The sequence below is a fragment of the Sulfitobacter sp. 1A15106 genome (genome assembly GCF_043556995.1).
GTDB lineage: Bacteria > Pseudomonadota > Alphaproteobacteria > Rhodobacterales > Rhodobacteraceae > Sulfitobacter > Sulfitobacter faviae.
This window is the reverse complement of the sequence record NZ_JBIFFM010000004.1, coordinates 287,703-300,542: the sequence shown is the minus strand read 5'-3', so window position 1 is coordinate 300,542 and position 12,840 is coordinate 287,703. Positions and strand designations below refer to the sequence as shown.

The window sequence follows — 12,840 nt, the reverse complement described above, 5'->3', positions numbered from 1 at the left end:
ACCTATTCGAACTGTCCCGTCTTTGACCTCCCGCGTTCGCACGATATGCTGCCCCTCAACGCCGCCCAAAGGAGACCCCCATGCAGATTTTCGACAACGGCGAGGTGCAACTGCACTACCGCGTCGACGGCCCCGAGGACGGCGCGCCCGTAGTCTTCGCCAACTCGCTCGGCACCGACATGCGCCTGTGGGACCCGATCCTGCCGCTGCTCGCGCCCGGTCTGCGCATCATCCGCTTCGACAAACGCGGCCATGGCCTGTCGTCCTGCCCGCCCGCGCCCTATTCCATGGGCTCGCTTATCACAGATACCGAACGCCTGCTCGACCACCTTCAGGTGCGCAGCTGCGTCTTCGTCGGCCTCTCGATCGGCGGGATGATCGCGCAGGGGCTGGCAGTCAAACGGCTCGACATGATCCGCGCGCTGGTGCTGAGCAACACCGCCACCAAGATCGGCAACCGCGACATCTGGGATGCGCGGATCGCGGAGGTCGAAAAGGGCGGCATCGAAAGCCTCGCCGATGCGGTGATGGAGCGTTGGTTCTCGACCAGGTTCCGCGCCACGCCGGAACTGGCGCTCTGGCGCAACATGCTGACGCGGCAGCCCGACGCGGGCTATGCGGGCTGTTCGGCGGCGATTTCGCACAGTGATTTCATGACGCCAACCTCCGGTCTACGCCTGCCCGCGCTTGGCATCGCAGGTTCGGAAGATGGCTCAACCCCGCCAGATCTGGTGCGCGAATTGATGGACCTGATCCCGGCCTCGAAATTCAAATTGATCCGCCGCGCGGGCCATCTGCCCTGTGTCGAGCAGCCGCAGGAATACGCAGAAACGTTGAACGATTTTCTCGCCAGTGTCGGGCATATCCCGAAGGCGCAGGGCTGATCGTGGCGGCAGGTGTCTCCGGCAGCGGGCAGGCCATGCGCGTGCGCCTCGTGCCGTATTCGCGCCCTATCGCGACGTCCGCCCTTGCCTTTGGCCCCTGCGCGGACCACATCTGACCGAATGCCGCTGCCACTGATCTTTATCCTTGTGACGGTGATGATCGATGCCATGGGCGTCGGCCTGATCTTGCCCGTCATGCCCGACCTGATCCGCGAAGTTCGCGGCGGCGGGCTGAGCGATGCAGCCCTTTGGGGCGGCGTGTTGGCCACGGGCTTTGCGGCGATGCAATTCCTCTTCGGCCCGGTTCTGGGGGGGCTCTCCGACCGTTTTGGCCGCCGCCCGGTCCTGCTGCTGGCACTGATCGTGATGACGGTGGACTATGGCGTGATGGCACTCGCGGGCAGCATTTGGCTGCTGCTGATCGGGCGGCTCGTGGGCGGCATCACGGCGGCGACCCATGCCACGGCCTCGGCCTATATGGCCGATATCTCTCCGGCGCAGGACCGCGCGGCGCGTTTCGGGCTGATCGGCGCGGCCTTTGGCGCGGGCTTTGTTCTGGGGCCGCTGATGGGCGGCGTCTTGGGCGAATATGGCACCCGCGCGCCCTTTTGGGCGGCAGCGGTACTGGCGGCGGGCAATGCGGTGCTTGGCTGGGCCGTGCTGCGCGAAACCCTGCCCCCGACGCAGCGCCGTGCTTTCGACTGGCGGCGGGCCAATCCGCTGGGCGCGCTGCGCGCCCTTGGCCGACTGCCCGAGGTCGGCAGGCTGCTCGCGGTCTATTTCATCTACCATGTGGGCTTTGCCGCCTATCCGGCGGTCTGGGCCTATTTCGGGGTCGAGCGTTTTGGCTGGTCGCCGACGATGATCGGCCTGTCTCTGGGCCTTTTCGGCGTGCTGATGGCGCTTGTCCAAGGCGCCTTGATCGGCCCCGTGATCCGCCGCTTGGGCGCGCGCGCCACGGTGATTTTGGGCCATGTCTTTGCCCTTGCCGCCTTTGCCGCGCTGACCGTGCTGACCTCGGGCACTTGGGCGCTGATCATGACCCCGCTCGCCGCGCTGGCCGGGGTGATTCCGCCCGCGCTTCAAGGCATCATGTCGGCCCGCGTCAGCGCCGATGCCCAAGGGGAACTGCACGGCGCGCTCAGTTCCTCCACCGCGCTGGCGATGATCCTCTCACCGCTGACGATGACCGCAGTCTTCGCCTATTTCACCGCGCCGGAAGCTGCGCTCTACCTGCCCGGCGCGCCCTTCCTGCTGGCGCTTTTGCTGACCCTTGGCGGCTTGGTGCTCTTTGCCAGCCGCCCTACCCCCACGTCACAAGGTGAAACTTCGCCGCAGTAGGCCCATTCCCCGTCTTGCGCCACCGGCCCATCCGCGTCAGGCTGGCGAAAATTGAAAGAAAGGGACAGGCCATTGCAAACCATCAAAGCCGCCGTCTGCCATGCCTTTGACACACCGCTGAGCGTCGAAGACATTCGCATCAAGGCACCGCAATCGGGCGAGGTTGAAGTGACCTTGGATGCCGTGGCGATCTGCCATTCCGACATTCTGTTTGCCGAAGGCGGCTGGGGTGGCACCCTGCCCGCCGTCTATGGGCACGAGGCCGCAGGCCGGGTCAGCGCGGTGGGGCCGAATGTGCAGGGTCTGGCCGAAGGCGACAGCGTGGTGGTCACCCTGATCCGCGCCTGTGGCAGCTGCCCCAATTGCGCCTCGGGCCAGCCGACGATCTGCGAAACCCCGCAAGCGCCCGAAGGGCCGCTGCAAACGGCGGAGGGCACACCGCTCGTTCAGGCCATGAAAACCGGCGGTTTCGCCGAGAAGGTCGTCGTAGACCGGTCGCAGGTGGTGAAAATCTCGCATGACATCCCCAAAGACGCCGCCTGCCTGATCGCCTGCGGCGTAATCACCGGCGTCGGCGCCGTGGTCAATGCGGCGGGCCTGCGGGCGGGACAAGACGTGGTGGTGATCGGCGCGGGCGGGGTCGGCCTCAACGCCATCCAGGGCGCGCGCATCGCGGGCGCGCGGCGGATCGTGGCGGTCGACATGACCGAAGACAAACTCGCCATCGCCCGCGAATTCGGCGCGACCGACACTGTGCTCGCGACCGAGGCGAAACCGTGGCGCGCGGCCTTCAAGGCCATGGGGCGCGGGGCGGATGCCGTGATCGTCACCGTGGGCGCGATCCCTGCCTATGAAACCGCGCCGCGCTACCTTGCCGCCGGAGGCCGGGTGATCATGGTCGGCATGCCCCACAGCGGGGCCGAGGCCAGCTATGAACCGGTGGTCCTCGCCGCCCTGGGGCAAGGCATGGTCGGCTCCAAAATGGGCGATGTGGTGATCCAGCGCGACATTCCGTGGATGGTCGACCTCTATCTTCAGGGCCGTCTGCAACTCGACAGCCTGATCTCTGGCCGCTGGCGGCTGGATCAGATCAACGAGGCGATTGCCGACACCAAGACCGGGGCCGCGCGGCGCAATGTGATCGTCTTCGACCGGTCCTAAATCGGCTTCGAGGCGGGCGGACGCTACGGCAGATCTCCGATCAGCATGGCGCGAAAATCATTCACATTGGTCCCGGTGGGGCCGGTGTGAAACAGCGCATCTATCGTCTCGAAGGCCCCGAAAGCATCGTTGCGCTGCAAAGCGCCGCGCGGGTCCACCCCCGCCGCGCGCATCGCAGCCGCTGTGCCTGCCTCCACGAAAGCGCCCGCGTTATCCTCTGACCCGTCGATACCATCGGTATCCGCGGCCAAGGCCGTGATCCCCTCCTGCCCTTCGAGCGCCAGCGCGAGGGACAGCGCAAACTCACTATTCCGCCCGCCGCGCCCTTTGTGGCGCAGGGTCACCGTCGTCTCCCCGCCAGAAAGCAGCACCAGCGGCGCGGGAAGGGGAAAACCGCTTTCCTGCGCCTGCCGCGCGAGGGCCGCATGGACCAGCGCCACCTCCCGCGCCTCGCCCTCAATCGCGTCCGACAGTATCCACGCGTTCACCCCCCGCGCCTGCGCGGCCTTGGCCGCGGCGGCAAGCGACAGACCGGCAGAGGCGATGACATGGGTCTGCGTCGTGCTTGGCGCGTCCTGCAACGGTTGCGCGGCGGCCTTTTCCAGAAACGCCATGCAGCGCCCCGGCAGTTCCAACCCCCGCGCGGCCACCTCTTCCAACACCGCCGCCGCAGTACGCCGCCCCGCCACCGTGGGGCCAGAGGCCACGGCCCCCGGATCATCCCCCGGCACGTCCGAGACAACAAGGCTCACCACCTGCGCCGGATAGGCCAGTTCCGCCAGACGCCCGCCGTTGACCGTGCTGAACTGTTTGCGGATGTCGTTCATGACCGAAATCGGCGCGCCCGAGGCCAGGAGCGCCGCGTTCAAGGCCTGCAAATCCTCCAGCGTCAGCCCCTCTGGCGGGGCGGGCAAAAGCGATGAGCCGCCGCCGCAGATCAGCGCGATCACCTGATCCTCCGGCCCCAAACCTTGCACCGCATCCTGCAAGGCGCGGGCAGCCTCGATCCCGGCCTGATCGGGCACCGGATGGGCGGCCTCCATCACCTTGATCCGCTGACAAGGCGCGCCATAGCCGTAGCGGGTGACCACGACACCATCATAGGAATGCGGCCAGATGGCCTCGAACGCCTGCGCCAATTGCGCCGCCCCCTTGCCCGCACCGATCACCACCGTGCGCCCTTTGGGCGGCGGCGGCAGCCGGTCTTTCAGGATCAAATGCGGATCGGCGGCGGCGACGGCGGTGTCGAACAATTCGGCCAAGAACTGGCGTTTCGGGTCATTGAGGTTGGACATAGGGCACTCCGACTGCTGCGGCGATCATGGCGGCCCGTTGCCTGCTGTCAATCCGGCAGGGGGCGTTCATGCTGAACAAACAGGCAGTTGCGCGCGCCCATGAGGCCGAAGTCGCGGTCACTGCACAGGCCCAAGGGCATCGCCGCGCGCCATTTGCTGTGCCGCCCCCCTGCGTTGAAGGCGGCGAGGAAGCTGTCATCCAGCATCCACGGGTTCTGCTGCGCCACGCCCCCCGTGACGAAGACCCCGCCCCGCGCGCCCATGACCAAGCCCAGATCCCCCGCGACCCCGCCAAGATACCGCACCATCAAGGCAACCGCACGACAGGCGCTCGCGTCCTCCCCGGCCTTGGCCGCCGCGAAAATCGCTGCCGCCCCCTCCAATTGCGCCGCGTCGCCCCGGGCGGAGGCGATGGCGCGATACCAATAGGGCATGCCGGTGCCAGACAGGATCGCCTCGGCCTCGACCGCCAGCGCCGCGCCCATCTGCACCTCGGGCCAAAGCGCGATCAGGGCTTCGAAATAGGCCACTTCCTCGGCGCTATGGGGGGTGAGCCGCAGGTGCCCCCCCTCGCCCGGCACCGCCGTGGGCCGCGCGCCCTGCCAGACCAGAGCCCCAACGCCAAGGCCCGTCCCCGGCCCAATGATCACCCGCGCCCCTGGTTGCGGGTCGGGCCCGCCCTGAAGATAGGTCACTTTCTCAGTATCCAGCGTGGCCAAGGACCAAGCCGCCGCCTCGAAATCATTAAGCAGCAGCACCTTGGCGGGGTCCAAACCGCAGGCCCGTGCCAGATCATCCCGCGAGATGCTGCGCGCCGCGTTGGTCATCCGCACCTGCCCGTCGACAACCACCCCGGCCACCGCCATGGCGACCCCTTCGGGCGGGCTGCCCATCTCGGCACAAAGCGTCGCGCAGGCATCGGGCAAAGTGGTCAGCCCGTCGGTGGGCTGGGTGCGGCGTTCTACCACCGCCCCCGCGGGGTCTACCGCTGCGAGGCGCAGATTGGTGCCGCCGATGTCCCCTACCAAATACCACATGTGCCTGCCTTGCTGCCCTTGATACCGGTGCAAGATGGCCCGCCCGCGCGGCCAAGGTCAAACAACAAAACCCGAAAGCCGAGGCTTCCGGGTTTCGTGTTTGGGTGCTGTCCGTTTGGATTAATCAGGGGCGATCGGCACGGATGCTTCATCGTCGCCTTCGATGACGTTTTCATCGTCGACGATCACTTCTTCTTCCGTCTCGGGCGCGGTGGCGACTTCCTCGCCCGTCCAATAGACGATGATCCCGACGCCAAAGATCACCACAAGCGCCATGCCGATCAGGGGCCATTTGTGACGGCTTTCCTGTTTTTTGAGGTTCGTGTCTGGTGGACTCATGATCCGCTCCCTTTCGCTGTCTTCGGGCTGTGCCGCGCAGCACTTCGCGCGGTCCTCGTTACCGGGCCAACCCGGCAGGCCGTGCCAAAGTTCCCGGAAAGGGAAGGTTTCACAAAAGCGCCATCACCTCTGACATGGCGCGGCGGTAACCCGCCACGATCCGATCCCGCTGCCGGTGCCGCCCGCCCGTCACCACATGGCGGCCCGCTGACCACAGATCGGTCACCACCCGGTCCTTGGCGGCAAAGGCCAGACCGTCGAGCAATTGGTCAGGCCGCAACGCGCAGAGCGCCGGGTCTTGGCTGTCGATCGCCACAAGATCGGCCCATTCGCCGACTGCGATCTCGCCCCGGCCCCGGCCAAGCGCTTGGGCCCCGCCACGCGCCGCGCCCGTGTAAAGCGTCGCCCCGACCGAGCCTTCGCCCGCCACCATCACATTGCGTGCCAAATCCTGCAGACGCTGGGAATATTCCAGCGTGCGCAATTCCTCAGTCAGCGAAATCAACACATTGGAATCCGATCCGATGCCAAACCGCCCCCCGGCGGCAAGGTAGCCCGGCCCGTTGAACGGCCCATCGCCCAAATTGGCCTCCGTCACCGGGCAAAGCCCTGCCACAGCGCCGCTGCGGGCCATGGCAGCGGTCTCACCTTCCGTCATATGGGTGGCGTGGATCAGGCACCAGTTCTCGGCCACCTCGGCATTGGCCAGCAACCAGTCGACCGGACGCGCGCCAAGCCAAGCGGAGACATCCGCGACTTCTTTGGGCTGTTCGGCGATGTGGATATGGACCGGCACATCGGGATGGGCGGCCAGCACCTCGGCCAATTCCGCCGGGGCGGTGGCGCGCAGCGAATGGGGCGCGATGCCGACGCGGCAATCGGGGGGGAGGTCCCGCACCGCCCGCTGCGCCTGCTCAACCAGCGCGCCGAAGCGCGCCACCCCATTGCCAAAACGCGCCTGCCCTGCCTGCAAGGGCTGCTGCCCCGCCCCGCCATAGGTATAGAGCACCGGCAGATGGGTCAGCCCGATCCCCGTTTGCGTCGCCGCCGCCGCGATCCGGGCCGATAGCTCCCCCAGTTCGTCATAGGGCGTGCCGTCGGGTTGGTGGTGGAGGTAGTGAAACTCTCCCACGCTGGCGAAACCGGCCTCTTGCATCTCTAGAAAGACGAAGGCCGCGATGGCTTCGATATGCGCGGGCGTCAGATGGGCGGTGAAGCGATACATCAAATCGCGCCATGTCCAGAAACTGTTCTTCCCGGCCAAGCGCGTCTCGGTCATCCCGGCCATGGCGCGTTGGAAGCTGTGGCTGTGCAGATTGGCCAGCGCGGGCAGCAGGGTGTCGACACGGGTGTCATCGGCCTGCGGTGCCTGCCCGGTCTCAACCTGCGTCACCCGCCCATCGGCAACCGTGATCCGAACCTCTCGCGCCCATCCCTGCGGCAGTTTTGCATGTGTAGCGAAAATCATTTGACGGCCCTCTGCATTTTTATGTATAGACATATAGCAAATAAAACCGATGTAGAAAAGCGAAACCTTAGGAGGAGGCGATAGGATGACAGCGCAGGATCTGGTCTTGGTCGACCTCACGGCGGCGACGATGGATGGCCCACAGCCCTATGGTTTGATCAAAGATGCGGCGATCGCGATTGCCGAGGGCCAGATCGCATGGGTCGGCCCGCGCGATGATCTGCCGCAAGGCTACCGCGGCCTGCCCGCCGAATCGCTGGGTCAGCGGCTTGTCACCCCCGGGCTGATCGATTGCCACACCCATATCGTGCACGGCGGCAACCGCGCGCGAGAGTTCGAGATGCGGCTGGAGGGGGCCAGCTATGAGGAAATCGCCCGCGCCGGGGGCGGCATCGTCTCAACCGTCACCGCCACCCGCGCCGCCGATGAGGCAGAATTGCTGGCCGATGCCCTGCGCCGCGTCGACGTGCTGATCGCCGAAGGGGTCACGGCCATCGAAGTCAAATCCGGCTATGGTCTGGATATCGAGACCGAGCTGCGCATGCTCCGCACCGCCCGTGCCATTGGAGAGCAGCGCCCGATCCGTGTCTCCACCACCTTCCTGGGCGCCCATGCGGTGCCTGCCGAATACGCAGGCCGCGCGGATGCCTATATCGACTATGTTTGCCTCCCCGCCCTGCGCGCCGCCCATGCCGAAGGGCTGGTCGATGCGGTCGACGGGTTCTGCGAGGGCATCGCCTTTCAGCCCGCCCAGATCGCCCGGGTCTTTGACTTGGCGCGGAAATTGGGCCTGCCGGTGAAACTCCATGCCGAGCAATTGTCGAACTTGGGCGGTGCGCGGCTCGCGGCCTCCTATGGCGCGCTCTCGGCGGATCATATCGAATACCTTGATGAGAGCGGCGTGAGCGCGATGGCCGAGGCGGGCAGCGTCGCCGTCCTGCTGCCCGGTGCCTTCTATACCTTGCGCGAGACCCAGTCGCCGCCCATCGACCTCATGCGCCGCCATGGCGTGCCGATGGCGCTGGCGACGGATATCAACCCCGGCTCTTCGCCGCTGAACTCGCTGCTGCTGACGCTCAACATGGGCTGCACCCTGTTCCGCCTGACGCCGGAAGAGGCGCTGCGCGGCGCCACGCTGCACGCCGCCCGCGCGCTCGGGCTGGCGGATTGCGGCATGATCCGCCCCGGCCTGCGCGCCGACTTCGCCGTTTGGGACATCACACACCCGGCCGAGCTTGCCTACCGCATCGGCTTCAACCCGCTTCATTCCCGCATTTTCGGAGGCCAATCGTGACCACCCTGACCCTCACCCCCGGCGCGGCCACTTTGGATGATCTGGCCCGCATCTACCGCGAAGAGGCATCGGTGCGGCTCGCCCCCGCCTGCCGCCCCGCGATTGAAGAGGCCCATGCCCGCATCGCCCGGGCCGTGGCGGGCGAGGATGCCGTTTACGGCGTGAACACCGGTTTCGGAAAGCTCGCTTCGGTCAAGATCGCGGCGGAGGATACGGCGGCGCTGCAACGCAACCTGATCCTGTCGCACTGCTGCGGTGTTGGCCCCGCGATCCCGCGCGGCCATGCGCGGCTGCTGATGGCGCTGAAACTGCTGAGCCTCGGGCGCGGTGCCTCGGGCGTGCGGCTGGCGGTCGTGGACCTGATCGAAGCCATGCTGGAGCGGGGCGTGACCCCGGTGATCCCGGCGCAAGGCTCTGTTGGCGCCTCGGGCGATCTGGCCCCCTTGGCGCATATGGCCGCCGTGATGATGGGCCATGGCGAGGCGGAGTTCGAGGGCCGCGTCATGACGGGCGGCGCGGCGCTGGCCGCCGCGGAACTGACCCCGTTGGAGTTCGGCCCCAAGGAAGGGCTGGCGCTGATCAACGGCACGCAATTCTCCACCGCTTTCGCGCTGGCGGGGCTCTTCGACGCATGGCAGGCCGCGAACTCGGCGCTGGTGATCTCGGCCCTGTCGACGGATGCAATCATGGGCTCCACCGCGCCGCTACAGCCCGAGATCCACGCCCTGCGCGGTCATCGCGGCCAGATCGAGGCGGGCGAGACCATGCGCGCCCTGCTTGCAGGTTCGGAGATCCGCGAAAGCCATGTGGCGAATGATGCCCGTGTCCAAGACCCCTATTGCATCCGCTGCCAGCCGCAGGTGACGGGGGCCGCGATGGACGTGCTGCGCATGGCCGCCGCCACGCTGGAGGTCGAAGCCAATGCCGCCACCGACAACCCGCTGGTGCTGACGGGGGCGGACCTCATCGTCTCGGGCGGGAATTTCCATGCCGAACCGGTGGGTTTCGCCGCCGATATGATCGCGCTGGCCGTGGCCGAGATCGGCGCCATCGCGCAGCGCCGGGTGGCGCTGATCGTGGACCCGGTGCTCAGCTTCAACCTGCCGCCCTTCCTGACGCCGACCCCCGGCCTCAACAGCGGCTATATGATCGCCGAAGTCACCACCGCCGCGCTGATGAGCGAGAACAAACACCTCGCCACCCCCTGCGTCACCGACAGCACGCCGACCTCGGCCAACCAAGAAGATCACGTCAGCATGGCCGCCCATGGCGCGCGACGGCTGGGGCAGATGGTCGAGAACCTGAACCGTATCCTTGGGGTGGAACTGCTCTGCGCCGCGCAGGGCATCGACTTTCGCGCGCCGCTGGCCACCAGCGAAACCTTGCAGCGGGTGGTCGCGCGGGTCCGCGAAGAGGTCGCGACGCTGGAGGAGGACCGCTACCTCGCCCCCGATCTGGAGCGCGCGGCACGGATGGTAGCGCGCGGTGAGATCACCCGCGCCGCCGCCTGCGAGATGCCGGGCCTTTCCACATGACCCCCGCTGAGATCACCCCCGTCGAGATCACCCGCGGCGACAGCCCCATCGTGCTCGGCCTACCCCACACCGGCACTGACCTGCCCGAGGGCATCCGGCGTGATCTGAACCCGCGCGGGCGGGAATTGGCGGATACCGATTGGCATATCGACCGGCTCTACGACGGGTTGCTGCCCGGCGCGACCACGGTGCGCGCGACCTTCCACCGCTATGTCATCGACGCCAACCGCGACCCTTCGGGCGCATCGCTCTACCCCGGGCAGAACACCACCGGGCTGGTGCCGTTGACGGGTTTCGACGGGCAAGACATCTGGACCACCCCGCCCGACGCAGCCGAGGTTGAGGCCCGCCGCGTGGCATACCACGCGCCCTATCACGCAGCGCTTGAGGCTGAACTGGCCCGCGTTCGCGACCTGCATGGGGTCGCGATCCTCTATGACTGCCACTCGATCCGCTCGCTGATCCCCTTCCTCTTTTACGGCCCGCTGCCCGATTTCAACATCGGCACGAACCTCGGCTCCACCTGCGCGCCTGCGATCGAAGCGGCTGTTGAAAAGATCTGCGCCGCAGCACCCGGCTACACGTCCGTCAGCAACGGGCGCTTCAAGGGAGGCTGGACCACGCGCCACTATGGCCGCCCCGCCGAAGGGCTCCACGCGATTCAGATGGAACTGGCGCAAAGCAGCTACCTCGGCGCCGAGGCGCCGCCTTGGCCCTATGACCCCGGCAAGGCCGCGCGGCTGCGCGTGCATTTGACCGATATCCTGACAACTCTGGCCGCACTGGCCCCTACCCTGAAAGGCACAGCATGAGCGATCCGCGCAAGAACACCCGTGACGTCTATCCCGCCACCGGCACCGAGCTTTCGGCGAAAAGCTGGCTGACCGAAGCGCCCCTGCGGATGCTGATGAACAACCTGCACCCCGACGTGGCCGAGAACCCGCATGAGCTGGTCGTCTACGGGGGCATCGGGCGCGCGGCGCGGACGTGGAAAGACTACGACCAGATCGTCGCCTCCCTGCGCGCCTTGGAAGAAGACCAGACGCTGCTGGTACAATCAGGCAAGCCCGTGGGCGTCTTTCAGACCCATAAAGACGCGCCCCGCGTGTTGATCGCCAATTCCAACCTCGTGCCGCATTGGGCGAATTGGGACCATTTCAACGAACTCGATAAGAAGGGTCTGGCGATGTACGGCCAGATGACCGCCGGATCGTGGATCTACATCGGCAGCCAAGGCATCGTGCAGGGCACCTATGAGACCTTTGTCGAGGCGGGCCGCCAGCATTATGACGGTGACCTCAAAGGCAAATGGATCCTGACCGGGGGCCTTGGCGGCATGGGCGGGGCGCAGCCCTTGGCAGCAGTCATGGCCGGAGCCTGCTGTCTGGCGGTGGAGTGCAATCCCGACAGCATCGATTTCCGCCTGCGCACCCGCTATGTCGATGAAAAGACCGACAGCCTTGATGAGGCGCTGGCGATGATCGACCGCTGGACTGCCGCGGGCGAGGCGAAGTCCGTGGCGCTTCTGGGCAATGCGGCAGATGTCTTTCCCGAACTGGTGAAACGCGGGGTCCGCCCCGATATCGTGACCGACCAGACGTCGGCCCATGACCCGGTGAACGGCTACCTGCCGCAGGGCTGGACGATGGGCGAATGGCGCGAGAAACGTGAGAGCGATCCCAAAGCCGTCGAAAAAGCCGCCCGCGCCTCGATGAAGGTGCAGGTGCAGGCGATGGTCGATTTCCACGCCGCGGGCATCCCCACGGTCGACTATGGCAACAACATCCGCCAGATGGCGCAGGAGGAAGGCTTGGAGAACGCCTTTGACTTCCCCGGCTTTGTCCCCGCCTACATTCGACCGCTGTTCTGCCGGGGCGTGGGGCCGTTCCGCTGGGCGGCGCTTTCGGGCGATCCTGAGGATATTTATAAGACCGATGCCAAGGTAAAAGAAATCCTCTCGGAAGACACGCATCTGCACAACTGGCTCGATATGGCCCGCGAGCGCATTTCCTTCCAAGGGCTGCCCGCACGGATCTGCTGGGTGGGTCTGGGCGTGCGCCACAAGCTGGGGCTGGCCTTTAACGAAATGGTCCGCAGTGGCGAGCTCAGCGCGCCGGTGGTGATTGGCCGCGACCACCTCGACAGCGGCTCGGTCGCCTCGCCCAACCGCGAGACCGAGGCGATGAAAGACGGCTCTGACGCCGTGTCGGATTGGCCGTTGCTGAACGCGCTTTTGAACACCGCCTCAGGGGCGACTTGGGTGTCGCTACACCACGGCGGCGGGGTTGGCATGGGCTTCTCACAGCACTCTGGCATGGTGATCTGCTGTGACGGGTCCGAAGACGCCGACCGCCGGATCGAGCGGGTGCTCTGGAACGACCCGGCGACGGGCGTGATGCGCCATGCGGATGCAGGCTATGACGAAGCGCGCGATTGCGCCCGCGAACACGGGCTGAACCTGCCGGGCATCCTTTAAGCGCTGAGCG

11 protein-coding genes are annotated in these 12,840 nt (G+C 66.6%); 7 read left to right on the top strand and 4 right to left on the bottom strand.

What is annotated here, in order from left to right; all coding sequences use genetic code 11:
- The first annotated feature begins 80 nt into the window (after nt 1-80).
- The 3 genes from pcaD (at nt 81) to ACGYKA_RS08490 (ending at nt 3,386) form a co-directional block, all read left to right on the top strand.
- Nucleotides 81-884, top strand: coding sequence for a 3-oxoadipate enol-lactonase (gene pcaD, locus ACGYKA_RS08500; RefSeq protein WP_394410595.1), 804 nt, complete (start codon nt 81-83; stop codon nt 882-884).
- Between the two features lie 120 nt (nt 885-1,004).
- Complete coding sequence (locus tag ACGYKA_RS08495; protein WP_394410598.1) at nt 1,005-2,225, top strand: TCR/Tet family MFS transporter; 1,221 nt, start codon at nt 1,005-1,007, stop codon at nt 2,223-2,225.
- A 72-nt stretch (nt 2,226-2,297) separates the two neighbouring features.
- The gene (locus ACGYKA_RS08490; protein WP_394410601.1) at nt 2,298-3,386 is read left to right on the top strand and encodes a zinc-binding dehydrogenase; all 1,089 of its coding nucleotides are present in this window, start codon (nt 2,298-2,300) and stop codon (nt 3,384-3,386) included.
- Nucleotides 3,387-3,409: 23 nt separating this feature from the next.
- On the opposite strand, the gene ACGYKA_RS08485 is transcribed toward ACGYKA_RS08490, so the two are convergent.
- The 4 genes from ACGYKA_RS08485 to ACGYKA_RS08470 all read right to left on the bottom strand — a co-directional run bounded on the left by ACGYKA_RS08485 (nt 3,410) and on the right by ACGYKA_RS08470 (nt 7,525).
- Entirely contained in the window at nt 3,410-4,681 is a 1,272-nt protein-coding gene (locus tag ACGYKA_RS08485) for a glycerate kinase (RefSeq protein WP_394410603.1), read from the bottom strand.
- Nucleotides 4,682-4,728: 47 nt separating this feature from the next.
- Nucleotides 4,729-5,718 (bottom strand): ROK family protein, encoded by a 990-nt coding sequence (locus tag ACGYKA_RS08480; protein ID WP_394410606.1) that lies wholly within the window; start codon nt 5,716-5,718, stop codon nt 4,729-4,731.
- 120 nt (nt 5,719-5,838) lie between these two features.
- Nucleotides 5,839-6,057, bottom strand: a complete 219-nt coding sequence (locus tag ACGYKA_RS08475) for a hypothetical protein (protein WP_394410609.1) — start codon at nt 6,055-6,057, stop codon at nt 5,839-5,841.
- A gap of 109 nt (nt 6,058-6,166) precedes the next feature.
- Nucleotides 6,167-7,525, bottom strand: a complete 1,359-nt coding sequence (locus tag ACGYKA_RS08470) for a formimidoylglutamate deiminase (RefSeq protein ID WP_394410612.1) — start codon at nt 7,523-7,525, stop codon at nt 6,167-6,169.
- An 85-nt stretch (nt 7,526-7,610) separates the two neighbouring features.
- Here ACGYKA_RS08470 and hutI point away from each other — a divergent pair, with 85 nt between their 5' ends.
- From hutI to hutU, 4 genes are read left to right on the top strand one after another with little or no spacing between them, the layout of a single operon-like run.
- Nucleotides 7,611-8,819, top strand: a complete 1,209-nt coding sequence (gene hutI, locus ACGYKA_RS08465) for an imidazolonepropionase (RefSeq protein ID WP_394410615.1) — start codon at nt 7,611-7,613, stop codon at nt 8,817-8,819.
- A complete protein-coding gene (gene hutH, locus ACGYKA_RS08460) occupies nt 8,816-10,354 on the top strand; it encodes a histidine ammonia-lyase (RefSeq protein ID WP_394410618.1) in 1,539 nt (512 codons plus the stop codon). Before hutI ends, hutH begins: the two co-directional genes overlap by 4 nt.
- A gap of 11 nt (nt 10,355-10,365) precedes the next feature.
- Entirely contained in the window at nt 10,366-11,166 is an 801-nt protein-coding gene (gene hutG, locus ACGYKA_RS08455; protein WP_394411187.1) for an N-formylglutamate deformylase, read from the top strand.
- Nucleotides 11,163-12,830 carry a urocanate hydratase gene (gene hutU / locus ACGYKA_RS08450; protein ID WP_394410621.1) on the top strand — a complete coding sequence of 556 codons (1,668 nt, stop codon included), beginning with the start codon at nt 11,163-11,165 and terminating at the stop codon, nt 12,828-12,830. The genes hutG and hutU overlap by 4 nt, the downstream gene beginning before the upstream one ends.
- The last annotated feature ends 10 nt before the right edge of the window (nt 12,831-12,840 follow it).

Coding starts and splice junctions, on each gene's coding strand:
- hutU (WP_394410621.1), top strand. CDS start 11,163: ATGAGCGATCCGCGCAAGAACACCCGTGACGTCTATCCCGCCACCGGC.
- ACGYKA_RS08470 (WP_394410612.1), bottom strand. CDS start 7,525: ATGATTTTCGCTACACATGCAAAACTGCCGCAGGGATGGGCGCGAGAG.
- ACGYKA_RS08485 (WP_394410603.1), bottom strand. CDS start 4,681: ATGTCCAACCTCAATGACCCGAAACGCCAGTTCTTGGCCGAATTGTTC.
- ACGYKA_RS08495 (WP_394410598.1), top strand. CDS start 1,005: ATGCCGCTGCCACTGATCTTTATCCTTGTGACGGTGATGATCGATGCC.
- hutI (WP_394410615.1), top strand. CDS start 7,611: ATGACAGCGCAGGATCTGGTCTTGGTCGACCTCACGGCGGCGACGATG.
- pcaD (WP_394410595.1), top strand. CDS start 81: ATGCAGATTTTCGACAACGGCGAGGTGCAACTGCACTACCGCGTCGAC.
- ACGYKA_RS08480 (WP_394410606.1), bottom strand. CDS start 5,718: ATGTGGTATTTGGTAGGGGACATCGGCGGCACCAATCTGCGCCTCGCA.
- ACGYKA_RS08475 (WP_394410609.1), bottom strand. CDS start 6,057: ATGAGTCCACCAGACACGAACCTCAAAAAACAGGAAAGCCGTCACAAA.